This is a genomic window from Rickettsia sp. 109562A South Dakota (assembly GCF_055791265.1).
Genome location: NZ_CM147703.1, coordinates 434229 through 458902, shown reverse-complemented (window position 1 = coordinate 458902; position 24674 = coordinate 434229). Strand labels below are relative to the sequence as shown.

Below are 24674 nucleotides of genomic sequence, written 5' to 3'. Positions count from 1 at the left end.
ATAAATATGTTCGGCTACAACTATAACTATAGTACCGTCATTACGCACTCCTCAAGCAGTACGAGCATGAGCCGGATCATTTTGCTTTGGATTATCTATAACATTTTTACCATTTTGAACCAACAAGGGAATACCGGTTACTACTGAAGCATTTTTACTTAAATTTATAGGTTTATTTTCTTTATCGATAAATTCTAAATTCAGCTTTACGGAATCATTTATATTTACTGCCGGCAAACTTGTTTCTTGTGGAAAGGACAATATAAAGCCTTTAAATGGAATTTGATTATCACCATACCCACTTATTTCTGTAACAATAAAATTCCGGTCAATCAAAATTTCTTTATTAGTATAAGGCGTTAATGTAGTAGATGCCCAAACATCATTATAGAAAGTAATATCTTTTGGATTTGAAAAATAATTAACTTGATTTGGAATAATAGATTTATCGCCTATTTCTAATGAAATTTTTGCATTAGCTTTAGTAATTTGAATATTACCTTAATCTATGATTAACAAACTTTGTAATTGTTTTCTAAGACTAAATAGCTTGCCGTCAATCATTAAAGTAAGGCTTGGTCTACCGTCATCGCTACCGGCGATCTCAAAGAATCCGGCATTAATAGCAGCTATAGCATTATTACGCAGTGCCATAGCGTCTACTGTTTCTCTGCCTATAACTTGGTTATGTGCTTTAACTAATTTTAACCCAAAATTCTTAGGATCAATAGTTAATACATGAATAACATGCTTATCTTTTTCATAACGATTATAGGTTAAGCCTTTATGTTCCTTTGCGTATATTTTAAAACTGAGTATTAAAGCGAGAAATAAGTAAACTAATCTGATCATATTGTTTTACTTTTTTTCACAATAAAATTTAACCATAATGCCTCTTTACTTGGAGAGAATCTATTACTCTTTTCCGTCCATATTTTAGCCCGACAAAATAAGGCTTTATTGTATCTTCATTCATATTGTAAAAATCGCGATCATCACTTTGTATAATATCTGAACCATATCCGTAAGAAGCATAAAAAATTCCTGCCGGCTTTAATGCACTGTGAATTTTTTATAAACATTGGTTGTTTCATTATAAGGTACATGAAGGAGAGTTGCTTGAGCCCAAACACCATTAAACAACTCCTTAAAATCGATATCTTGAAAAGTTGAGTGCAGTACATTTATTCCGGTTTCTTTTGATGCTAATCTGACCATTTCTTTAGAAGCATCAAGAGCAGTTACTTGATAATTTTGATTTAAAAAATATTTCGTATCACGATCAACACCGCAAACCTGCATCTAAAATATGAGCTTTTTCAGGTAAATAGCTAGTAAATGCTTTATAGTTATCAGATAAATCTGCATTAATCGTTCTATCATAAAACTCTTGAGCATTATTATTATTTTATTATATATCTTTTCATTGACTATTAGACTTAAACATGGTCTACTTGTTAGGGATGAAATTATCGCCAATAGCAAATTACTTTTGTAATTTGCTATTGATTAAAAAGTTCTAGAAATCGGGGTTTGAAGCGGTTCTTCACCCCGATTTCAGAATAAAATGTTATTATTTTTAGTAAAAATTTATATAAAAGGTGGAAGCCGTCTTTCACCTTTTATATTCAATATTTCTAACCAAATAGCAGATTATGTAATAATTCGCTATTCGCGTAAATTAAGGTTTATATGACAAGAAAAATAATTAAAAATATCATATTTGGAATAGCTTTTTTACTTAGTACAAGCAGCTTTGCTAACAGTGTAACTTCCGACGGCTCCAAAAAAGATGCAGCAAAAACTAATGATGTTACAACACAAAAAATTATAGATGATTTTTCTGCTTACGCCGGTACTATAAAACCGGAAGTACGTGAGGAAATACAAAAATATAGAGTAGAAATAGTTAATATTAACAAAGAAAAACGTGAATTATATAATAGCCTTTCCAAAGAGGCTCAAAATTTTTTAGCAGAGCAACAAAAATATAAACAAAAACTATCTCTCTCTAAACTAACAGCAGAAAACGACCCCAAAAATAATGCTGCTAATTCTAACGATAATAAGGATAAAGATACAAAATAAATTCTGTTATTTTGCGAACTTGTAGGTATATGGTATGGGTAGGTAAAACCTGCTCTATGTCATTCCTGCTTTCGCAGGAATGACATCTTCATAAATTTGTTCTACTACGCCGTCAAGCCCCATTAAAAAGGTATAAACTTTTAATTGGGGGAATTTTTCTTTAATTATGTTACGTGCCTTATTTAAAATTTCTGCATGTGCTGCCGTTTCGTTTTCCTTGGTATTTAGCTGTTCCTGACCTATAAGTATTTTATAAGCTCCGCATTCTCTATGATCAAGAAAAACAATCTGTTTAATGTTATGTAATTCTTGCAAAATCTCGATAGTATCTTCTATTGTTTTTCTCCAATGAGTATATTTCTCATTAACAAGGGCAAGCGATGCACCCGGCAGTGATACTTTATCAAAATTATCTTCCAATCCTAATTGCTTCATTAATTTATCTGTTTCATCTATTAGTCTAAAATCTACACAACTAATTAAAAGAGTAGAAGCTTCATTTAATGTTTTTAAATGTTCATTACTTACTTCTACCTTCACGACTTTCTTATCGGCAATTATATCATTGTTAGCAGCGTAAAGATTTAAACTAGACACCATAATAAACCCTAAAATTATATATTTTACATATATCATAAAATTCTCCTTAATGCGAATAGCTAATTATACAATAATTAGCTATTCGGTACGAAATAAGTAATATCCAAGGAGAAAGGCGGCTTCCTCCTTGGATATAAATTTTAATTTTATACCAAGCTTGATTTGTACCACCTTTCAATCAATAGCAAATTACCTATAGTAATTTGCTATTGGCGTTTTTAAAAATATTTCTTACATGCTTTAAAATAAGAATAACCTGTGATGATTGTTAAAAAAGCAGCAATCCATAAAATTATTTCCCCTACTATATCTAAATAAATAATTCCTGAACCTTTTGAACCTAGTATCAATATCGATAAAGCAAACATTTGTAAAAACGTTTTTACCTTAGCGAGTCTCGATACAGGCACACTAACCTTTACTAGAGCTAAAAACTCCCGAAGACCGCTAACTAAAAATTCTCGTGCTAAAATTAATAAGCAAGGTATCTCATCTACATTATCTTTTTTTAGTAGCATTATAATAACGCAACCTACGAGTAGCTTATCTGCTATAGGGTCAAACATCTTGCCAAAACTTGTAACTAAATTATATTTCCTTGCAATATAACCGTCAAAAAAATCCGTAATACTAGCTAAAACAAATAATAATGCCCCAAATTTACGTGCAAGTGAATTATTTATATAAAATGCCAGTATAATAACCGGAATTACCATTATTCGAGCAATAGTTAGATAATTAGGTAAATTTTTATCTATTCTCATTAATTAAATTTATTAATATAATATTGTTGGATTATAGATAGAATATTATTCCAAGACCAATATATTAAAAGCCCCACAGGAAAACTACTAAACATTACTAAAAAAATTAACGGCATAAATTTCATTACTTGTGCCTGCACGGGATCGGCAGGTTCAGGACTCATTCTTTGCTGTAAGAACATAGTAATAGCCATTAAAATAGGCCATGCTCCAATCATTAAAAATGACGGCGGCGAAAATGGTAATAAGCCGAATAAATTAAAAATAGTAGTAGGGTCAGGTGCAGATAAGTCTTTAATCCAACCGTAAAACGGTGCTTGCCGCATTTCAATAGTTACGTACAATACTTTATATATAGAGAAAAATACGGGTATTTGAACAAGTATGGGCAAACAACCTGCTACCGGATTTACTTTTTCTTTTTTATATAAAGCCATAATTTCTTGATTTAAACGTACTTTATCATCACCGTATAAATTTTTTATCCTATCTATTTCCGGCTGTAAATTTTTCATTTTTTTCATCGAACGATAAGATTTATTCGCTAAAGTAAACATTAGCAGCTTAATTATAACCGTAACGATTAATATACTAATCCCGAAATTACCGACATAACCATAGAAAAAATTCATGGCGTAGAAGACCGGTTTAGTAATTACATAAAACCAACCGAAATCAATAGCTCTATCGAATAACTTAATATCATATTGTTTTTCATATTTATCCAGTAAGTCTACTTTTTTTGCTCCGGCAAAAATTCTGCTTTTAATGGAAAAATTTTCGCCGGGCTTTATTATTTGTACCGGTGAAATAAAATCTACCTGATATCTTTCAGCACCTTGCTTAAGAGCATAATTAAAATTTGAGCTGTAATTACTTGATTTATCCGGAATTAAGGAAGATAACCAATATTTATCGGTAATTCCTATCCAATCAACTTTACTTGCTGCAAATTTTTCGCTTTTCTTATCTTTAATATCATCATACGAATATTCTTTAAGATTTTCGTTTATACAACCTATAGGTCCTTGATGTAATATATTCACCGCTTTCTCTACGGCAATATACTTACGGTTTATTAAACCGTAAGATTGCACAGGAAGTTCTTTATCACTATTATTAACGATGGTTTGCTCTATAGTAAATAAATAGTTTTCATCGACAGTAATAGTAACTAAAAATTTAACTCCGTCTTCATTAACCCAAAACAAATTAACGGGTTTTTCAGGGCTTAATATTTCACCGTCGCTATTCCATATAGTATCGTTGTTAGGGAGTTTTACACTAGATAAATTACTAACTAAGCCAATTTCGGCAAAATAAGCATTCTCTGTATTAGCCGATGAAAATAACCTTACTTCAGGACTATTTTTAGATAAATCTTGTTTATATTTCTTCAATATTAAATCGTCGAATCTAAGTCCTTTTAATGAAATAGAACCGGTGAGCGATTCAGATTCTATTTTTATACGCTGTACTTGATTTTCTTCTTGAACAACAATATCAGATGCAGGTTCGACTAAAGCTTTTAACTTTTGTTTCTTTAAATTTTCTGCTTTCTGCACTGCTATTTGCTGTTGCTGTTTTTTTTGTTCAGGTTTTACAACAAAATATTGCCAACCGAAAATTATACTTAAAGACAGTACAATAGCGGCTATTAAATTAATTATATTATTATTCATTCCTAGATCTTAAATTTTCATATTTTTAAAGCTTTAAGTTTTAAAGCATTTAGAGAAAATAATCAAGTAGTATATAATACTACTTTTGAAAGAAGTTGAAAATAATGAATATCCACGATGAAAGGCGGCTTCCATCTTGGATACAAATTTAATTTATTTTTCTATTTTTACTACTCGTCATTTACTCGGATATACTATACCACTCCTACATTCTGAAATATTTTTAATTTAAATTCAGGAAGTATAGAAATTAAATGTTCAGAAATATCGTCTTGTATATTTTCATAATCTACTAAATTCACTTCTGTAACGAAGATATATATTTCTATAGGCAACCCGTTAATCGTAGGTTCAAGCTGTCTTACTAGAAAAGTAAACCCTTCGGTATAAACTGCCGGATTATTTTTCAGATATTCCTGAACGTATAATTTGAATAGTTTAATATTAGTTAAATCTTTCTCTTCTTTATCAAGAGTGATTTTATTGATTACATCCTGTGATATATAAGGAGATTTTTTTAGTTCTTTTAAAATAGTAGCATCACAGAAGTTAATAGTGGCCATATTAATATTAAATACTCTCTTTACCCTTCTTGCTCCTGATTCACTAATTCCTCTATAATTAGTTACGTTAGAATTTAAAATGCTGTAAGTAGGAACTGTAGAAATAGATTGATCAAAATTCCTAATTGTTACTACAGAAATAGTAATTTTTTCAACTGTTCCTTCAATTTCGCCGATACGTACCCAGTCTCCAATATTAATAATTTCTTGAGTAGTTAGTTGCACGCTTGCAAGTAATCCTAAAACGGTATCTTTGAAAACAAATGTTAAAAGAGCTGCGGCTGCACCTAAACTTGTTAGGAATGTACTAAGTGAAATATTTAATATGTAGGAAATAGTTATCATGGCTGCAATAACCATGACAATGATTTTTAATATTTGAAAATATAAGCTAAGCGGTGCATTTTTTGTAACGGCTTTGATCCTATTGTGATACAGATCTGCAAAAGCATCTATAAGCGTTAATAATAACATAGTCACGGATATACTAGTATATAAGATCACTATAGTATCTTTGATTCCAAGTAACACATGTGCTTTAAAAGAAGTAGGATGGACAATATTTCCCCAACATGCAAAGTACAGTGCTAATAAAGTGTGTAATAAATAACGAAATATAGGATATTTTTTTAGTATCCTTTCATAATCATCATAATGATGTCTAGTTAAATAATTTTTTACAGGAATAAAAATTAATCTTTTAATTAGAAATATCACCGGTATAAGAGATACTAACATAACAAACAATAATACTAACTCCGTACTTGAGGTATGATATAGATCCATTAAATATTGCATATTTTACCTATCATTATTATTATAAAATATAAATCTTTTTTATTATTACTAAAAATTTTATTTTTATCAATAATTTTAACTCAAAAGAATAGATTTTTTGTATAACGTAGATAATAAGGAGAAATTTGAAGGAAACACGGAACGCAGCACCGCAGCATATATAGACATATGTGAGGATGCAAGTACCGGATTGACGTACAAAAATTACCCTTAGAAGCAAGTTATGCAAAAAATCTAATTAAATAACTTATTTACTATGATATTTCCAAATATTAATCCTGTTATTTTTTCTATAGGTCCGTTTACTATATCTTGGTATTCCCTTTCATATGTAATAGGAATTTTACTAGGCTGGTTTTATGCAAACAAAATTATAGTAAAATTTAAGCCTCAAATTACCAAAAAAAATCTAGAAGATTTCATTACTTATGCAGTTATAGGCATAATAATCGGAGGTAGACTAGGGTTTGTTTTATTATATAACCCTTCTAGATATTTTTCAAATCCAATAGATATCTTAAAAACTTATGAAGGCGGGATGTCTTTCCATGGCGGAGCTTTAGGAGTAATTATTGCGGCTTATTTGTTTTGTCGAAAATATAAAGTTAATTTTTTAAGTCTCACGGACATAATAGCACCGGTAGTACCTATCGGATTATTTCTAGGTAGAATCGCTAATTTTATTAACGGTGAACTATATGGACGTACTACAAATTCTTCTTTTGGTATAATTTTTCCAAATGGTGACCTGAGCCCGCGTCACCCTAGTCAATTATATGAAGCTTTTTTTGAAGGTTTAGTATTATTTTATATCTTAGCATATGCAACATTTAAGCACAAAACTCTTGAAAAACGTGCTTTAAACTCAGGACTATTTTTAACATTTTATGCTCTTTTCCGAATAACTATTGAAATATTTAGAGAACCCGACGTGCAGATTGGGTTTATTTTAGATAGCTTAACTATGGGACAGATTTTATCAATACCGATGTTAATCTTAGGAAGTTATTTAATATGTCGATCGACTCCAAAATAAGACAATTAATCGATCAAAACAGTTATATTACTTGCGATGTTCTCATGCAAGAAATATTATATTCAAATCCTGCTTCATATTATAGACAAACAAAATCTTTGGCTAGCGAAGGTGACTTTATTACGGCTCCTGAAGTTTCACAGCTATTTGGCGAAATTATCGGCTTATGGTGTATCAAAGAGTGGCAAAGAATCGGTTGTCCAAAAAGTCTTAGTTTAGTTGAGCTTGGACCTGGTCGAGGCCTATTAATGCGTGATTTACTACGTACCGCAAAATTAGTACCGGAATTTTACAAAGCTTTATCAATTGAACTAATAGAAATTAATCAAAATTTTATTGCTCATCAAAAGTCTAATTTACAAGATATTAATTTACCGATTAAACACCTATCATTTATAGAAGATATACCCAAAAAACCTACCATAATAGTAGCTAATGAATTCTTTGATGCTATGCCGATAAAGCAATATATTAAAGTCAAGGAATTATGGTATGAAAGAATATTTGTGGTACAGCCGGTAGACGGAAGAATTAAATACGATAAAATAAGCGTTAATAAGCAATTACAAGAATATCTGCTGCGAACTCATATTGAAGCAAAAGACGGAGCAGTGCTTGAAGAATCTTATAAATCGATAGAAATTATAAAATTTATAGCTAAACATCTCAAAAAACTAAGCGGCAGCTGCTTAATAATAGATTACGGCTATGATATAGCTTCGAGTAACAGAACTAGATATCAATATAATCCAACATTACAAGCAGTTAAAAATCATAAATATTGTCCCATCCTTGAGAATCTTGGAGAAGCCGATTTATCGGCACATGTGGATTTTTATACATTAAAAATGGTAGCTAAAAATAGCAAAATAAATGTAATAGATACAATATTGCAACGTGATTTTTTAATAGAAAACGGAATCTTATTACGCAGTAAAACATTGCAAGACAAGCTTAACGATGAGCAAGCACAAATAATAGAAAAGCAGGTAGCAAGACTAATATCGCCAAAACAAATGGGAGCATTATTTAAAGTCCTACAAATAATGAATTAATATTAATCTCTCTGTAGCAAGTCTCATAATTTAGTTCTTATCTATATTAGTAGGGGTGTTAGAAGTGTTTTCTCCTGAAGACGTTTCTCCTAATAAATTTTTTGCATTTTCTTCTTCTTTACTTAAAGTTGTTATATCGGTTTTACCGGTAGTAACTTTTGAAACTAGATTTTCAGCTTTTGCATGTGACTCTTGTTCTATTTTTTGTACTTTGTCTTTAAAATCTTGAGAATTACTATAGTTTTGAACGAAAGGCTCTAATTTTTGCAAAGTGGGTTTTAAAGCTTCTTTGTTTTCTATTTGTATTACTATTTATAATAGCAATAGATGCGTATTTTGCCATAAGTGTTGCCGGTAAGCTAGCCACATCAGTTAAACTCGCTAGTGCCTGTTAATCTTATATGTTCAGCTGTAGTCCTAGGAGCGTTTTCTGAATTTTTAACTATGGTAGGAACTTCTTGTCCCATTTTAGTATTGGCTAAATTCTTTGCTGCCTCAACAGAATTCATTCCAGTAACTTGCCAAGCTGACTTATTTGTATTATCTTTCATAATTTTACTTTATAGTTAAATATAAATATATTTATATAACTATAAGTATAGTTATACACATAGTAAAATTTTATGGTTAGTTATAATTTTTTTTAAAAATATGTATTTTTATCACTTTATACAAACCGTTAAAAATAGACCTCTTGAATAACCTTTTTTATAAAGAGAAATTTGGAAGAAACACTTCAATCCCAACGTAATCAAACCTATATGAGGATTCAAACTATCTTCTAGACGTACAAATTACCTCTAGAAATAGAGTTTATGTCTGAGCAAACACAAATAATAGAAAAACAAAGTAGAAAACCCAATACCACAAAACAAATGGGAGAATTTTATTGAATTTATTATTGATGTTATAAATGATAATTTAGATAATATATGTGATTTTTTTGAAATTAGTGAAATAATAAAATTAATTAATTTAATCGAGTCTTATAACAAAAAATATTAAGAAAGGGACGAATAGTTCTTAATAATTTATACCGCAAATAGCAAATTACATAAATAATTTGCTATTCTCAATTATCTAGGTTCTGCGTCTTGATTATAAATGGACAACTTAAGTCGCCTTCTTTACATTTCAGCATGGCTTCAAATTCTTTGATACGCTCTTCGGTTTTTCCTGTAAAACACGTAAGCAGTATCATTGGATATACAGAACCGCCATAAACTCCAGAACTCTGAAATTCACACTCAGCTTTTCGGTACTTAATCCATAAGTTTTGGGGTTTTTTAAGCAAATTAACTTGTTTTTGTTCGTCTGAAATATGTTTTAATATTTCTTGGTATATTTGATTTAGTTTCTTATCAACTTTCTTATATTCTTCACCGGCACAATAATTCATGTCACCTTGTGTTAGGGCATTATTACAATCAACGGCAAAAACGCAAGATATAGAACTAAGAAATAGCCAACAGAAAATAATTGCTTTTTTCATTATTTTATCATTTTGAGAAATAATTAATTAAGAATCACACCCCATGACGTTCTGCAATTAAACTTTTTATTTTACCGATAGCTTTAGCAGGGTTTAAGCCTTTAGGACAGGTTTTAGTGCAGTTCATAATCGTATGGCAACGATAAAGCTTGAACGGGTCTTCTAAAGCTTCAAGACGTTCGCCGGTATGATCATCCCGTGAATCGGCAATCCATCGATAAGCCTGCAATAAAATCGCAGGGCCTAAATATTTATCACCGTTCCACCAATAGCTAGGACAGGAAGTAGAACAGCAAGCACATAATATGCACTCATATAAACCGTCAAGATTTTCTCGGTCCTTAATCGACTGTAACCTTTCAGAGTTTGAAGGAGCAGGGCTATCGGTTTTAAGCCAAGGTTCTATCGATTCATATTGTGCGTAAAAATGCGACATATCAGGTACTAAGTCTTTCACTACTTTCATATGAGGAAGCGGATAGATTTTGATATCGCCTGATATATCTTCTATTGGTTTTATGCATGCTAAAGTATTTGTGCCGTCAATATTCATTGCACAACTACCGCAAATTCCTTCTCGACAAGAACGTCTAAATGTTAGAGTCGAATCGATTTCATTTTTGATTTTAATTAAAGCATCTAAAACCATTGGTCCGGTTTTACTTAAATCTATCTTAAAACTATCGATAGTAGGATTCTCATCAAGGTCAGGATTATATCTATAAATCTTTACTTTACGAGGTTTTAGCATTTCCTCGTTTTCTTTATGCTCTCTACCCTTTTTTACTACTGAATTTGGCGGTAATCTTAACTCTGCCATTTAAGTACTCTCTTTTTTAGCTTTAGTTGTTTTTGCTTTTTCAGGTGATTTTTCTTTATCTATTTTTATAGTAGATGAATCATTAAAAGGAAATTTATTTTCCTCTTCTGAATCTAAAGCTCTACCGCTAAGTAAATTTTTAATTTGCTGACCGGATAATGTCTCATATTCAATTAAAGCATTAGCTAGCGTATGAAGCTGATCTATATGCTTTGTTAAAATATCTTTTGCAAATTCATATCCTTGCGTAATAATGCTTTTAACTTCGGCATCAATTAACTCTGCAGTAGCTTCCGACGTTTCATTATTAGGTTGTCTGCCATACATATCATCACTGCTTGAACCATGAAATATCGGTCCTATTAAATCACTTAAACCTGCTTTTGTAACCATCGCTCTTGCAATATTGGTTGCACCTTTTATATCCGATGAAGCTCCCGAGGTAACTTTATTTCTACCGAAAATGATTTCTTCCGCTACTCTTCCTGCCATATAAACTGCTATAGATGATTCCATTTGTTCACGATTCTGAGAATATTCATCAGTTTCAGGAAGTCTTTGCACCATCCCAAGAGCATTACCGCGCGGTATAATCGTAGCTTTATGAATAGGCGATGCTGCAGGGCAATAAAGCCCGACTAATGCATGTCCTCCTTCATGATACGCAGTCAACCTTTTTTCTTTCTCCGACATTGCAATAGAGCGACGTGCAACTCCCATCAGCACCTTATCTTTTGCCTCTTCCATGTCGTGCATATCTACTTCTTTCTTACCAAGCCTTGCAGCAATAAGAGCAGCTTCATTAACTAAATTAGCAAGTTCAGCACCGGAAAAACCTGGGGTACCACGAGCAATAATTCGTGCTAGTACCGTACTATTATATTTAATTTTCTTTAAATGTACTTTTAGAATTTGCTCACGACCATTTATATCGGGATTTGCAACGGCAATTTGACGATCAAACCTACCGGGACGTAGTAAGGCACGATCAAGAACGTCAGGGCGGTTCGTAGCTGCAATGATCACGACTCCCTCGTTTGCTTCAAATCCGTCCATTTCAACTAACATTTGGTTTAAGGTTTGCTCACGCTCGTCATTACCGCCGCCCATACCGATACCTCTATGGCGACCTACGGCATCAATCTCATCGATAAAGATAATACATGGAGCATTGCGTTTACCTTGCTCGAACATATCACGCACACGGCTTGCACCAACACCTACAAACATTTCAACAAAATCAGAACCGGATATGCTAAAAAACGGGACATTCGCTTCGCCTGCAATTGCTTTAGCAAGAAGTGTTTTCCCTGTTCCCGGAGGACCGATAAGCAAGCAGCCTTTCGGTATTTTACCGCCAAGTTTTTGGAACTTACTTGGATCTCTTAAAAAATCTACTATTTCAGTTAATTCTTCTTTTGCTTCATCGATACCTGCCACATCTTTAAAGGTAATTTTGGGTCCTTTATCCGATAACAATCTAGCTTTAGATTTTCCAAACCCCATGGCTTTCCCGCCTCCATGCATTTGACGCATGAAAAAAACCCAAACACCTATCAATAAAAGCATAGGAAACCAAGAAATTAAGAAACCTAAAAAGGTGTTCATTCTTGTTTCAAGAGGCACGACTTCAATATTAACGTCATTGCTAGTAAGACGATTTACTAAATCAGGATAATCAGGAGCATAAGTGCTAAAAGTAGAGCCGTCATTTGCAGTGCCTTCAATTACTCTACCTTGAATTTTTACCGAATTAACGGTCTTTTCATCAACTCGTGTTAAAAAATCCGAGAAAGTTATATTATTTCTTCCGCCAAGTAAACCGTCAGATTGGAAAACATTAAAAAGTAATATTACAAAAACGAAAAGTGCTGCCCAAGCTAAAATACTTCTACCTTGATTATTCATCGATATAAAACCTAACAAAATATGTATAAAATGCAAATTCAGTATTAAGATTAAATTTTAAAATCTTATCTTAATACTGATATCAGCAAAAATGTGTAAAACGAGATACAAAATTCGGAGCAAAAGAGACTCCAAAATTCCTCATATCGTTATCATAATATGATATATGTGGTATTGCTATAACTTTTTCAAGTATTTTAACGATAGGTAAGGTAAATAAAATTGCATTGTGGTTTTTGCAGGATAGATTTTTCAAAGGTTCTAAATCTAATTGTTTCTTTATCGTTTTATAATCTTCTAACGATAAATGAGTTACAAAACAATTTGGAGTTTCTTGATTTTTTGTAATACAAAATCTATTATCCCAAATAACGGATTTATCTAGTAATATCTTACTCTCAGGTAATTTTCTACCGAATTCCCTGTATATAAGTAACTCGTTTTGTATACGCTTAATTACACAACCATGAAGTGTATTCTTAAAGTTTACGTCTTGAGTAATTAGCTCCAAAATAGGAGATACTGAATAAAAACGTGCTACTCTAGATTGTCCGCTAATTATTATCAGTAAAAAATTAATTAGTTGTACTTTTACCTCATTTGAAAACTTATCAAATTTTACTAAATCAAGAAAAGCAAAACCATATTCAAAAATCTTGATCGCTTCAGCTATTGCTGATATTAACTCCGGTTTAAATTTATCATCCAGTAGATTATTAATTTTAAGCTGTTGCAAGATTATATCGGCTTTAATATAATCTTCTTCTTTAGCTAATTTTTGTCTAATAAGATTCCGCTTATATTTATCTGATAAATTCGATTCATCTTCAAACCATTTTATATTATGGCTGACTAAATATTCTACTAATTCACTTTTTGGAATATTATATAGAGGTCTAATTATTTGTGTATTATTATGCCAATTTATATTGCTGCTACTAAGACCAAATATACCGCTATTGCGTTCTAACCTCAAACAAAAATTTTCTACGTAATCATCCTCATGGTGAGCAGTTAGAAGTGCTAATATATCGAGTTCCAGGCATAGATTTGTCATTAAATCATAGCGTCCTTCTCTTGCTCTTTCTTGTAAATTGGAAAAATTATTTTGATGATCAAAAGATAAATTATAATGCTTACGATTTAGGCTGTTACTGATGTTTTGGATATAATGGGTCTCTTGCTTCGACTGTTCCCGTAAGTTATGATCAACCGATATAACAAATAATTCTATATTATTTTTTTCTGCCCAAATATTAGTAAGATAAAGAAGTGCTACCGAATCACTTCCACCGGAGACTGCAACCGCTATTTTAGATAAACCAAAATTACCTATTAGATTATTGATATTATACTCAAATTTTTCATATATACTCGCCTTACTTGAAAAATTGGTGACAATGTCTTTGAAAGTCCTCGGATGCCGAACGTGTATTATACGCTCCGCTCCTCGGCTTACAGACTCCTTGCTCTTTTCCAAGTTGATCTTCGTATCCCAACTCTTCATTTCACAGGAGTATATAGCGTCATTCAAAAAGCTTGATACAGGCGAATTTTTCGAGTTAAGTCTGTGCTCACGTACTATTTGTACTGCTTTCGCAGACTTACTCTTAAATTCATCCTGTCTGAAGCGATCGAGATTTAGCTGTAGCATGGTTGAAAAATATCTAGTATTATCCGTGGTCAAACGCAGTAATGTACGAACGTTGCTGTTATGACTTGTTTTTCGTCATTGCGAGGAAATTTACAATAGTAAATTGACGAAGCAAGGAAAAATAAAAATGCTAATTTATAGCATTTTTTAATTATTTTGCTGGATTGCCACGTTCCTTTCAGTCGCTTAGCTTATGACGATTTTGTATCCATACAGCTAGATGATAAAGAAAAATTTATGCTGATTCAGCTAATGTTTCTGAAGTTTCAGTCTTTTGTTCACGTAAATAATCTTGTGCTTCTGATTCTGATCTTGCAACAATAACCGTAACTATAGCATTAAGCTCTGCATGGAGTCTTATTTCAACCGTATAAATTCCGGTAGATTTAATTTGTTTATCAAGAATAATATTTGAATGAGAAATATTATAAGATACATTTTCAGATAATTTATCGGCTATTTCTTTATTAGTAACCGAACCGAAAAGTTTACCGTCATCTGATGTTTGACGGATAAAAACTAATTTTTGATCTTTAATAAGAGCATTGATTTTTTCTACTTCTTCTCTTATTTGCTTATCTTTTGCTTCAAATTCGTGTTTTTGTTTAACTATTAGCTCTTTATTAGGCTCAGTAGCTCTAATAGCTAATTTTTGCGGTAAAAGATAATTACGACCAAATCCGTCTGCTACTTTGAGTATGTCGCCAATTTTACCTAATTTTCTTACGGGTTTTATTAATATAATTTCCATGTATTATGCCTTTATTTAGCTTGAAATACAAAAGGTAATAACGCTAAAATTCTTGCAATTTTAATAGCATTATTTAGCTTTCTTTGTTTCTTTGCACAAACATTTGTGATCCTGCTTGGTAGCATTCTACCGCCTTCAGAGACAAACTTTATTAAAAGTTCAGGATTTTTATAATCAATAACAGGTGCATTAGGCACAGAAAGAGGGCATCCTTTACGTCTTCTAAAAAATACTTTTTTAGTAGTTTTATCTCCTACTTTGCGGGTAGCTGTTTCACTAGCATTATTACTTTTTAACATTCTTTAACCTTAATTCTTACAAATTTAATTATTAATCGTTACGTCAATTACCGGAGTATTCTCTGTACTCTGATTTTTTAATATCGGTGAAGGTTCACTACTAATTGAATCTGCTTTAATTGTAAGAAATCTAATGATATTTTCATTAAGCTTCATTTTTCTTTCTAGTTCTTCTTTTACATTCCGAGTAATGTCTAGACCTAAAAAATAATAATGTCCTTTTTTGTTATTACCGATTTTGTAAGCTAAAGTTCTTAACCCCCAATATTCTTTTTTTATGATAGTGCTGTTATTATCTTTAATAATTTTAGCAAAATCATCAACGATTTTATCTATATCGTTTAATGATACGTCTTGGCGTACAATAAAAACTGATTCATAAAAGCTCATGATATATAAGGATCTCCAACAAACAAACTTTAAAATAAAGCTATTTATAGCAACTAAAACTATTAAATTCAAGTATTATCTTTAAAAAATTATCATTTCTTTGTTTCTTTTTGTAAAAAGTTTGCTATAAACCCTAATAAATTAGAAAATTATTACAAAAGTTTTTAATTATTTGCCTAATATTAATGGAGATTAATTCAGTGTTTGATAAGCTATTACCTGAAGTTTTAATTATAGAAGAAAAAAATACAAAAAGTGTTAATATTTCTTTAAGTAATGATATAGAGCAGGCTTTAATATAATTAGGGCTTCAACTCTAGAAAAAGCATTAACTTATTTTTTTAGTCAACCGCTTGCTATCATGATTATTAGTGCAGAATTACAAGAAAATCCTTTAATAACAATAAATAACGTTAGAAAAATTAATAAATTTTCTAAAACGCCCATAATCTTTTTATTATCAAAAAAGCAATTAAATTTAATAGAAATAGACAATAACGTGCTATTTATTTTTTTTTATAAGCCTTTCTTATCGGAGCAGATAGTAGGTACTTTAAAGAGTTTATTGAGACGTTCTAAATCAGTTTTACAAGATAACATTATTAATTTATTATTATAAATATTGATTTAAATACTGAAAAAGTATACAAAGACGGACTGAATATTCGTCTAGGTCCTACTGAGTTTAAAATTTTACGACTTTTTTTCAGTTTCCAAATGAAGTATTTTCGCGTCAAGAAATAATAAAATTTATGGGAAAGTGAAGAGGCCTTTAATGAACGTCTTATAGATGTTCATATAAATAGGATTAGAGAGGCTTTAGAAAAAGACAATTTAATTATTAAAACCGTTCGGTTTATCGGTTATTGTTTAAATAAGGATAGCAACTAGAATTTTGTCGCCTAAATTTTAAATTAACTCAATAAGCCAAAATTTTCTTTGTATTTACACATTAAGTATGTTAATATCTATTAATTATATTTATGTATACTAATAATATAATAAGATTTTAAATAAAATCTTATGTGTTGCCGATTTATATATTTTATAACTAAAAACCGTAAATTTTATGTTAAGTAAACTAAATAAGCCTGCTTTATTTGCTTTAATATTTTATCCTATTTTTATTATATCTCTTATAGTTAAATATTCGTTTGATTATGGAATAGGATTAGCTGAAGTTATTTTTATAATTGCTAGCTATTATATTAATAATATTACCGTTGGGATCGGTTTACATAGGCTATGGTCTCATAATTCTTATAAAATAAATAAATATGCCGAGTTTATTTTAGTTATGCTGTCTGCCGGAACATTACAAGGACCGGCTTTATCTTGGGCATCGAATCATTATAAACATCATATTTTTACAGATAAAGATCAAGACCCGCATACTCCTTTAAAATTTGACAATAAATTTTTAGGTTTTATGTGGGCTCATATAGGATGGATGTTAGTCGGAAGCGGTAGCTATAAATCTATTGATCGCATTACTTGGGCTAAGCACGGGAAGAACAATTTATTAAAATGGCAGCTAAAATATTATTGGCAAATAGCAGCTTTTATGAATATTGTCGTACCTTTATTTATCGGTTATTTAGTCGGCGGTACTATGCAATCAGCATATGCAGGATTTTTATTTATGGGACTCGGTAGATTCCTGCAACAGCAAGCAACATTCTGCGTCAATTCTTTATGCCACTTTGCCGGTAGTAAAAAATATTACAAAGGCACTGCTGGAGATATTTGGTGGATGGCATTATTCTTACTCGGTGAAAATTGGCACAATTACCATCATGCTTTTCCTTCAGATTATCGTAACGGTGCAAAATGGTATCATTTTGACGTTCACAAATGGATAATATTTTTAATGAGTAAAGTCGGTTTAGCTTCAGAACTCGAACGTACTACAAAAGTACGGATACAGGCAAAAATGCAAGAAACTTTAAGCTATCTTAGTGAAAAGCAAAAGCAAAAATTGAGCTCAATGCAAACTAAAATAGATCAGCTTCTAGAAAATTTATGCTTAAAAATTAAAGAGCTTGAAGAATCATCTATTACAATTAAAGAACAATTTAAAAAATCTTTTGTAGAAATACAAGAATCGCTTAAAAATTTAGCGGAGCAAATAAGTTCTGCAACACAAATAACAGAAAAACCTTCGGAAAAATTACTAAAAATAGTTAATAAAAAAATTATTGATGCTGAACAATCTATTTATAAGCTGTATAATCAATTAAATACCTTAAAGGTATCTCATTAATTTTAATTTGAATGACAAAAATTTTAGGTATAGAATCAAGCTGTGATGATACAGCTGTTTCTATAATCACCGAAAACCGAGAAATCTTATCTAATATAATCATTTCACAAAATACAGAACATGCAGTTTTTGGAGGGGTAGTACCTGAGATTGCTGCACGTTCTCATTTATCGAATCTAGATAAAGCATTAAAAAGTGTTTTAAAAGAAAGCAATACCAAATTAACGGAAATTAGTGCAATTGCTGCAACTTCCGGTCCCGGTTTAATCGGCGGTGTTATAGTGGGTTCAATGTTTGCAAGATCGCTAAGCAGTGCTTTAAAAAAACCCTTTATTGCAGTTAATCATTTAGAAGGTCATGCCTTAACCGCAAGATTAACCGATAATATCCCTTATCCTTATTTACTCTTGCTAGCTTCAGGTGGGCATTGCCAATTTGTAGCAATCTTAGGACTCGGAAAATATAAAATACTAGGGTCTACTATAGATGATGCCGTAGGCGAAGCTTTTGACAAGGTAGCAAAAATGTTAAATTTAGATTTTCCCGGAGGACCTGAAATTGAGAAAAGAGCAAAACTTGGTAATTCTCATAAATATAAATTTCCAAAACCTATAATTAACAGCGGTAATTGCAATATGTCCTTTTCAGGACTTAAAACTGCCTTACGTACTTTAATAATGAGTCTAAAGGAAATTAATGATGCTGTAGTTAATGATATAGCGGCAAGTTTTCAGTTCACAATAGGAGAAATTCTAAGTAGTAAGGTACAGGATGCTATTAGAGCATATGAACAAATGATAAATAATTGTGATAAGAAAAATATAGTAATTGCCGGCGGTGTTGCTGCTAATAAATATTTACAAGAAATATTAAGTAGTTGTGCTAAAACATATGGTTATCAGCTTATTTATCCACCTATCCACTTATGCACCGATAATGCCGCAATGATTGCATATGCAGGACTTGAGCGTTACAATAATAAGTTATTTACTCCTTTGAATTTCTGTCCAAAAGCTAGGTGGAGCTTGGAAGAAATATAGTAAACTCAGCCCCATTTTGTGACAGACGTGAGGAGCGAAACCTATAATAGCGAGTCGACGAACAACGTGCTACAGCGTTCAAATCAGTTTACTATATAATTTTTAATATTGACACTTCTTAATTTAGTAGTATGATATGTAATGACCATGTTTCATGGTAATTATCTATATAAAAAAGAGGTAAGTTTATGAGCAATAACAATTATGAAAACATATACAAAGCATTTAATTGTTTTTCAGAAGCAACAAATTCTGCCTATTCAGCTGTAAATAATTTTTTAGAATTACCTAATGTATTTAATAAATATCCTACTGTTATTTCTTTAATTTTTTCTAAAACAGCAAAATTAGACTCTAATATAACCAATATAATTAAAAACGGTGTTATTATATATGAGATATCAACAACCTTAATAGGTGCCGTAAATACTTTTTATAATGATAAAAAACTAGTCGATAAAATATTAAAAGACGGACAAAATGCTATTAATAAACTTATTGAAACAACAAACTACTTATCGCCAATAGTTACAGATATTACAAACTCTTACTTAGTTGATCCGTATAAAGAAGAAAAAGCACTATTATTTGACTTACAAATTCCTAACTCTACTAGTAGTGATTATTATAAATTTTCAGGAGAAGTAATAAATTTAGCTGAAATTGAAAGTTATTAACCCTAAATTTAGGATAAGATTTAAATCTTATCCTAAATTTAATAAATATAAACCTAGATGAAGTTTTAAAGACATTGCCTGCATGGATCGAAAAATAGTCAAAATATCATACCGTGGGCTTGATCACGGTATTTAGCAAAACAACTCAAAGTACTAATAATTTTAGTATTTTTAACTGGACCTAGTTCACAAGCTTTATCCTTAGCTCTTCTTTTTCTCTACTTATTTTAACCGTTTTACCGCTACTTATTTCGCCTGCTAAAATCATCTTGGCTAAATTATTTTGTATTTCTCGCTGGATAAGGCGTTTTAAGGGTCTAGCTCCAAAGCTTGGATCATAGCCTTTTTCGGCTAAATAATTTAAGGCAGATTCATCAAATTCAAGAGTAATATTTTGTGCTAGTAAAATTTTCTTTAAGCTTTCAAGTTGTATCTTAACGATGTCGTGGATATTGTTGCGATTTAGGCGATGGAATAATATAATCTCATCTAGCCTATTTAAAAACTCAGGTTTAAATACTGCTCTAACATACTCCATAACCTCATCCTTAACTTTATAACTATCTTCACCTTCTTTTTGGTTAACAAGTATTTCTGCACCTAAATTAGATGTTAAAACTATAATAGTATTTTTAAAATCAACCGTTATACCTTGACTATCGGTTAATCTTCCCTCATCAAGTATTTGCAGCATAATATTAAAAATATCGGGATGTGCTTTTTCCACTTCATCAAATAATATTACCTGATAAGGACGGCGTCTTACTGCTTCTGTTAGTACCCCGCCCTGATCATATCCGATATAGCCCGGAGGAGCTCCTATCAGACGAGAAATAGCATGCTTTTCCATATATTCCGACATATCTACACGAAGTATTGCATTACGATCATCAAAAAGAAAAGCGGCTAAGGCTTTGGTAAGCTCTGTTTTACCGACTCCGGTCGGTCCTAAGAATAAGAACGAACCAAGCGGGCGGTTAATATCCTGAATACCTGCACGTGATCTTCTAACCGCATCACTAACGCCTTTAATCGCTTCATCCTGACCTATAACCAATTCTCGTAATTTCTGCTCCATTACAAGCAAACGCTCACGCTCACTTGACAGCATAGTATCAATCGGGATTCCGGTAATACGAGAGATAATACTTGCTATATCACTTTCCGATACAATTTCTTTTAACAACCCTTTATTATCCATACTTTCGGCTTCCTGAATCTTTTTCATAATCTCAGGTATAATTCCGTATTTTAGCTCACTAGCTTTAGCGAGATTAGCATCACGCTCGGCACGCTCTAGATCGATTCTTGCTCGTTCTAACTCTTCTTTGAGTTTTTGGGCTTGCTGTAGTTTAGACTTTTCCGCCTGCCATTTAGCGTTCATATCATATGATTTAGATTCTAACTTTTCGAGTTCTTCTGTTAAATGGGTAATTTTCTTTTTAGAATGCTCGTCATTTTCCTTTTTAAGTGCTGCAAGCTCAATCTTTATCTGAATAATACGACGATCTAATTCATCAAGCTCTTCAGGTTTACTTGACAATTCTATTTTCATACGGCTACAAGCTTCATCGATCAAATCAATAGCTTTATCAGGTAAATAACGATCGGTAATATAACGATTTGAAAGCGTAGCTGCTGCAACTATTGCACTGTCGGAAATTCGCACGGCATGATGTAGCTCATATTTTTCTTTAATTCCTCTAAGTATTGATATAGTATCCTCAACCGTCGGCTCACTCACGTAAACAGGCTGGAAACGGCGGGCAAGTGCCGCATCTTTCTCGATATATTTACGATATTCATCTAAAGTAGTAGCACCGATGCAGTGTAGCTCGCCACGAGCAAGCATCGGCTTTAGTAAATTCGCGGCATCCATAGCACCGTCGGTTTTACCGGTACCGACTAATAGATGCAATTCATCGATAAATAAAATAATCTCACTGCTTGATTCTTTGATTGCACTAAGTACTGCTTTAAGACGCTCCTCAAATTCGCCTCGATATTTAGCTCCTGCTATTAATGCTCCCATATCAAGCTCAATAATACGGCAGTTCATAAGCGATTCAGGTACATCTTTGCTAAAAATTCTTTGAGCTAAACCTTCAATTATAGCAGTTTTACCAACTCCAGGCTCACCAATCAATACAGGATTATTTTTCATGCGTCGTGATAGTACCTGCACGGTTCTTCTTATTTCTTCATCACGCCCGATTATTGGATCAAGCGTGCACCTTTCTGCAAGCTCTGTGACGTCTCTGCCGTATTTTTTTAGAGCATCATAGCTATTCTCTGCCGATTCGGTATCAGCTCTTTTACCTTTGCGAAGCTGCAAAATGCTAGCTGCTACTTTTTTACTACTAACTCCGTTATTCGTTAAAATTTTACCGGCTATAGTATTATCATAAGTTAATGCTTCAAGTATACGCTCTATGGTTACAAAACTATCACCGCTATCTTTAGCAAGGCTGCTCGCTTTTTCTAAAGCTTTAAGAGCTTCAGCAGAAGAATAAACTTGTCCTCCGCCTGCAACTTTTACTTGCGGTATTTTATTTAGCTCTGCTTCGACTTGAGTGTGTATTATATTTAAATCACCACCGATATTATTAATAATACTCCTGATAATGCCTGTTTCTTCACTTAAAAGACTAGATAATAAATGCAAAGGTAATATTTGCTGATGATCGTTTTTAGCAGCAAGCGATTGGCTACTAGCTATCACTGATTTAGCATGTGCAGTAAATTTATCAATGTTCATGTAAATAATATATTTTAATAGATTATGTTTATATAATTATATTAAATTAAAATAACAAGGGATGAAATAATTATAAAATATTAACTTATGACCGTATCACCTCTAAAACAAAATTTTGATAATGATAAAAAATTTTTAATTGATACAACTCAAGAATTTTTAAAAGATAGTAGTAAATTCGGTGAACCTTTAAGAGCTAATAGAGAAGAGGTCAATAAGGCAGTTAAAAACGGTAATTTTACTGAGGCATTGCAAAAACTCAAAATTTTGCGTGAAGACAAAACCGGTATAAAACTTATCAAAATTGAAAGAAAAGACGGTAGTACTCCTATATTAATACGTGACGGTCGAGAGAACCCTAACGAATCACGGGTTTTAGGCACTGAAGCTTTTGAAATGCAATATTTAAATGCCATCAGAGGAGCGATCGACATAGCAGAGGGTGAAAATAAACCTGAGCTTGTGCTGAAATTAAATAAAGAAGAAGTGAAATTTATTAATAGTTTTAATGCCTTGAATATGAAAGAATCTCAAGAAAATCTTTCAAAGAAAATAAAAACAGAAATTGACGGTGTAGCAAAATTACTAAGCGAAAACGGTGTTAAAGATGCCCATAAGAAACTGAATGTCGCTAAGGATTTTCAAAATTTTAACGATCACAGCATTATAATATAGTAACACTTTCTAAAGTTACCGATAAGCAAGGAAAAGATCATACGGTAGTTGAAGCAGAAGTAGCTTTAAAAGGTTTAACGGACAAGCAAAAACAAGAATATCAAAACCGAGTCGATAAAAAATGGTTTACCAAAATGCCGGTTTGGGAAAGAAAACTAGTCAATAAATATGCTGATGTAATTCAAAATGGTAAGCATGTTATCCCAACGCAATTACGGCAAATAGTCGGTATGAAGAATGCTTTTGAGAAAATTACTGCAATAGCCGACAAAGACGGTGAGAATTTTAAAGAATTACATAATTCAAAACATGCAGGCACACTTGCCTCCCTTTCGTATGATAAGGGTTCTAGGCAAGAAATTACTAATTTAAATGCAAAACAAGCACAAGAATTGATGGAAGATAAAATACTCCATACAAATACGTTAAATTCAGGACCTATCGGTGCAGGTAACGATCCGGAGATTGTTAAACTTACACGTGAAGCTATGAAAAATGTGGGAGGTAAAAACACTAACACGGCTTTTAATTTAGCAAGACTTGCAGGAGGTGCAAATAATTTATCCGGTACTAAAGCTTTTCTTGAAAAAATAGCAGAAAATTCACCTGAGGAACTTAAAACACATATTAAGCCTAGAGGCAGATTTGAGAGGCTTTTTGGAATTAATAAACCTATGGGAAATACAGAGGAATTGATAGAGAAATCATCATTAGAACTCCGCAATAAAGAGATATTAAGAAATGCCGTAAAATTAAGAGAAGAGGTTGAAAAAGCTGATATACCCTTTAGGTTATTTGGTGATAAAGAAAATATTAACCTTAAAATATCAACTACATTTAATTTTCTAACAGAGAAAATAGCAAAGACAAGTAGTACTTTGCTTAATCAAAAAGAAGAAATACTAACCATGTGTGCAAGCGGTAAGGATAGAACAGGTCTTTCTATGCATGATCAGACAGCGTGGGCGGTAGCAAATGAGTTAAATATATCAATATAGGTGAGCTAGATAAGCAATTGCTTAAAAACGATCATACTGCCAAGCAGGCAGGTAGTATTTACGCCGGCGGTGCAACTATCGGCTGTTATGGCACAAAAGGCGAAAATAAAGCGGGTATTCCAAAAAGTAGAAAATACCTTGATGCTATAATGGAGGTAACGGCTAAAACAAATAAAATTGAAGATAAAAAAAGGATGGATAAAAAGTTTGATAGGGAATATGAGAAAAGCCATCCTCAAGAATCTGTCACAATACGCAGTGATAGGAAAGTTGTTAAACCGGTAACTAAATCAGTATCACGACTTAAACCTTCGATAACACCACCGGTTAAATCTAATAAAGATCAAAATATAAGTATATAAG

28 protein-coding genes and 1 pseudogene are annotated in these 24674 nt (G+C 31.9%); 12 read left to right on the top strand and 17 right to left on the bottom strand.

Translation table 11 applies throughout. The annotated features are described in order from the left end of the window. Positions 1-51: 51 nt before the first annotated feature. From ACIAS7_RS02630 to ACIAS7_RS02620, 3 genes are all read right to left on the bottom strand, one after another. Positions 52-336: a hypothetical protein gene (locus ACIAS7_RS02630; RefSeq protein ID WP_473199230.1), complete on the bottom strand. Its 285-nt coding sequence runs from the start codon at positions 334-336 to the stop codon at positions 52-54. Between the two features lie 165 nt (positions 337-501). Then, on the bottom strand, positions 502-852 hold the full coding sequence (locus tag ACIAS7_RS02625) for a hypothetical protein (protein ID WP_473199229.1): 351 nt from the start codon (positions 850-852) through the stop codon (positions 502-504). 201 nt (positions 853-1053) lie between these two features. Next, positions 1054-1302: a class I SAM-dependent methyltransferase gene (locus ACIAS7_RS02620; protein ID WP_473199228.1), complete on the bottom strand. Its 249-nt coding sequence runs from the start codon at positions 1300-1302 to the stop codon at positions 1054-1056. Between the two features lie 402 nt (positions 1303-1704). On the opposite strand from ACIAS7_RS02620, the gene ACIAS7_RS02615 reads away from it, so the two are divergent. Beyond that, entirely contained in the window at positions 1705-2088 is a 384-nt protein-coding gene (locus tag ACIAS7_RS02615; protein ID WP_473199393.1) for a hypothetical protein, read from the top strand. A gap of 54 nt (positions 2089-2142) precedes the next feature. Here ACIAS7_RS02615 and ACIAS7_RS02610 read toward each other — a convergent pair whose 3' ends face one another. The 4 genes from ACIAS7_RS02610 to ACIAS7_RS02595 form a co-directional block, all read right to left on the bottom strand. Then, positions 2143-2724, bottom strand: coding sequence for a carbonic anhydrase (locus ACIAS7_RS02610; protein WP_473199227.1), 582 nt, complete (start codon positions 2722-2724; stop codon positions 2143-2145). A gap of 182 nt (positions 2725-2906) precedes the next feature. Then, positions 2907-3452, bottom strand: a complete 546-nt coding sequence (pgsA, locus tag ACIAS7_RS02605) for a CDP-diacylglycerol--glycerol-3-phosphate 3-phosphatidyltransferase (protein WP_473199226.1) — start codon at positions 3450-3452, stop codon at positions 2907-2909. Further along, the gene (gene yidC / locus ACIAS7_RS02600) at positions 3452-5134 is read right to left on the bottom strand and encodes a membrane protein insertase YidC (RefSeq protein WP_473199225.1); all 1683 of its coding nucleotides are present in this window, start codon (positions 5132-5134) and stop codon (positions 3452-3454) included. Before yidC ends, pgsA begins: the two co-directional genes overlap by 1 nt. 194 nt (positions 5135-5328) lie before the next feature. Further along, on the bottom strand, positions 5329-6495 hold the full coding sequence (locus tag ACIAS7_RS02595; RefSeq protein ID WP_473199224.1) for a mechanosensitive ion channel family protein: 1167 nt from the start codon (positions 6493-6495) through the stop codon (positions 5329-5331). 88 nt (positions 6496-6583) lie between these two features. On the opposite strand from ACIAS7_RS02595, the pseudogene ACIAS7_RS02590 reads away from it, so the two are divergent. The 3 genes and pseudogenes from ACIAS7_RS02590 to ACIAS7_RS02580 all read left to right on the top strand — a co-directional run. Continuing rightward, positions 6584-6720 (top strand): annotated as a pseudogene (locus ACIAS7_RS02590) (palindromic element RPE1 domain-containing protein); the annotation flags it as partial. A 31-nt stretch (positions 6721-6751) separates the two neighbouring features. Beyond that, positions 6752-7531 carry a prolipoprotein diacylglyceryl transferase gene (lgt, locus tag ACIAS7_RS02585; RefSeq protein WP_473199223.1) on the top strand — a complete coding sequence of 260 codons (780 nt, stop codon included), beginning with the start codon at positions 6752-6754 and terminating at the stop codon, positions 7529-7531. Then, complete coding sequence (locus tag ACIAS7_RS02580; protein WP_473199222.1) at positions 7510-8586, top strand: class I SAM-dependent methyltransferase; 1077 nt, start codon at positions 7510-7512, stop codon at positions 8584-8586. The genes lgt and ACIAS7_RS02580 overlap by 22 nt, the downstream gene beginning before the upstream one ends. Positions 8587-8616: 30 nt before the next feature. Here ACIAS7_RS02580 and ACIAS7_RS02575 read toward each other — a convergent pair whose 3' ends face one another. The 9 genes from ACIAS7_RS02575 to rpsF form a co-directional block, all read right to left on the bottom strand. Beyond that, complete coding sequence (locus ACIAS7_RS02575; RefSeq protein ID WP_473199221.1) at positions 8617-8856, bottom strand: hypothetical protein; 240 nt, start codon at positions 8854-8856, stop codon at positions 8617-8619. Between the two features lie 98 nt (positions 8857-8954). Then, positions 8955-9137: a hypothetical protein gene (locus ACIAS7_RS02570; RefSeq protein WP_473199220.1), complete on the bottom strand. Its 183-nt coding sequence runs from the start codon at positions 9135-9137 to the stop codon at positions 8955-8957. Between the two features lie 521 nt (positions 9138-9658). Then, the gene (locus ACIAS7_RS02565) at positions 9659-9985 is read right to left on the bottom strand and encodes a lysozyme inhibitor LprI family protein (RefSeq protein ID WP_473199392.1); all 327 of its coding nucleotides are present in this window, start codon (positions 9983-9985) and stop codon (positions 9659-9661) included. Between the two features lie 127 nt (positions 9986-10112). Beyond that, positions 10113-10898, bottom strand: coding sequence for a succinate dehydrogenase iron-sulfur subunit (locus ACIAS7_RS02560; RefSeq protein ID WP_473199219.1), 786 nt, complete (start codon positions 10896-10898; stop codon positions 10113-10115). Continuing rightward, positions 10899-12806 carry an ATP-dependent zinc metalloprotease FtsH gene (gene ftsH, locus ACIAS7_RS02555; RefSeq protein ID WP_473199218.1) on the bottom strand — a complete coding sequence of 636 codons (1908 nt, stop codon included), beginning with the start codon at positions 12804-12806 and terminating at the stop codon, positions 10899-10901. Positions 12807-12888: 82 nt separating this feature from the next. Beyond that, complete coding sequence (gene tilS, locus ACIAS7_RS02550) at positions 12889-14493, bottom strand: tRNA lysidine(34) synthetase TilS (RefSeq protein ID WP_473199217.1); 1605 nt, start codon at positions 14491-14493, stop codon at positions 12889-12891. A gap of 202 nt (positions 14494-14695) precedes the next feature. Next, positions 14696-15211: a 50S ribosomal protein L9 gene (rplI, locus tag ACIAS7_RS02545; protein WP_473199216.1), complete on the bottom strand. Its 516-nt coding sequence runs from the start codon at positions 15209-15211 to the stop codon at positions 14696-14698. A gap of 11 nt (positions 15212-15222) precedes the next feature. Then, positions 15223-15510, bottom strand: coding sequence for a 30S ribosomal protein S18 (gene rpsR, locus ACIAS7_RS02540; protein ID WP_473199215.1), 288 nt, complete (start codon positions 15508-15510; stop codon positions 15223-15225). Between the two features lie 24 nt (positions 15511-15534). Next, positions 15535-15900 (bottom strand): 30S ribosomal protein S6, encoded by a 366-nt coding sequence (gene rpsF / locus ACIAS7_RS02535; RefSeq protein WP_473199214.1) that lies wholly within the window; start codon positions 15898-15900, stop codon positions 15535-15537. A gap of 361 nt (positions 15901-16261) precedes the next feature. Here rpsF and ACIAS7_RS02530 point away from each other — a divergent pair, with 361 nt between their 5' ends. The 5 genes from ACIAS7_RS02530 to ACIAS7_RS02510 all read left to right on the top strand — a co-directional run bounded on the left by ACIAS7_RS02530 (position 16262) and on the right by ACIAS7_RS02510 (position 19880). Beyond that, positions 16262-16519, top strand: coding sequence for a hypothetical protein (locus tag ACIAS7_RS02530; RefSeq protein WP_473199213.1), 258 nt, complete (start codon positions 16262-16264; stop codon positions 16517-16519). A gap of 167 nt (positions 16520-16686) precedes the next feature. Further along, positions 16687-16791, top strand: a complete 105-nt coding sequence (locus ACIAS7_RS02525) for a winged helix-turn-helix domain-containing protein (protein WP_473199391.1) — start codon at positions 16687-16689, stop codon at positions 16789-16791. A 178-nt stretch (positions 16792-16969) separates the two neighbouring features. Further along, entirely contained in the window at positions 16970-18163 is a 1194-nt protein-coding gene (locus tag ACIAS7_RS02520) for an acyl-CoA desaturase (protein ID WP_473199212.1), read from the top strand. Positions 18164-18174: 11 nt separating this feature from the next. Then, complete coding sequence (gene tsaD / locus ACIAS7_RS02515; RefSeq protein ID WP_473199211.1) at positions 18175-19203, top strand: tRNA (adenosine(37)-N6)-threonylcarbamoyltransferase complex transferase subunit TsaD; 1029 nt, start codon at positions 18175-18177, stop codon at positions 19201-19203. 188 nt (positions 19204-19391) lie between these two features. Next, positions 19392-19880, top strand: a complete 489-nt coding sequence (locus ACIAS7_RS02510; protein ID WP_473199210.1) for a DUF5424 family protein — start codon at positions 19392-19394, stop codon at positions 19878-19880. A 181-nt stretch (positions 19881-20061) separates the two neighbouring features. Here ACIAS7_RS02510 and clpB read toward each other — a convergent pair whose 3' ends face one another. Beyond that, the gene (gene clpB / locus ACIAS7_RS02505; protein WP_473199209.1) at positions 20062-22638 is read right to left on the bottom strand and encodes an ATP-dependent chaperone ClpB; all 2577 of its coding nucleotides are present in this window, start codon (positions 22636-22638) and stop codon (positions 20062-20064) included. A gap of 87 nt (positions 22639-22725) precedes the next feature. On the opposite strand from clpB, the gene ACIAS7_RS02500 reads away from it, so the two are divergent. From ACIAS7_RS02500 to ACIAS7_RS02490, 3 genes are all read left to right on the top strand, one after another. Beyond that, positions 22726-23313: a hypothetical protein gene (locus tag ACIAS7_RS02500; protein WP_473199208.1), complete on the top strand. Its 588-nt coding sequence runs from the start codon at positions 22726-22728 to the stop codon at positions 23311-23313. A gap of 134 nt (positions 23314-23447) precedes the next feature. Beyond that, complete coding sequence (locus tag ACIAS7_RS02495) at positions 23448-24311, top strand: hypothetical protein (RefSeq protein ID WP_473199207.1); 864 nt, start codon at positions 23448-23450, stop codon at positions 24309-24311. Positions 24312-24328: 17 nt separating this feature from the next. Beyond that, the gene (locus ACIAS7_RS02490; RefSeq protein ID WP_473199206.1) at positions 24329-24673 is read left to right on the top strand and encodes a hypothetical protein; all 345 of its coding nucleotides are present in this window, start codon (positions 24329-24331) and stop codon (positions 24671-24673) included. Position 24674 lies beyond the last annotated feature (1 nt).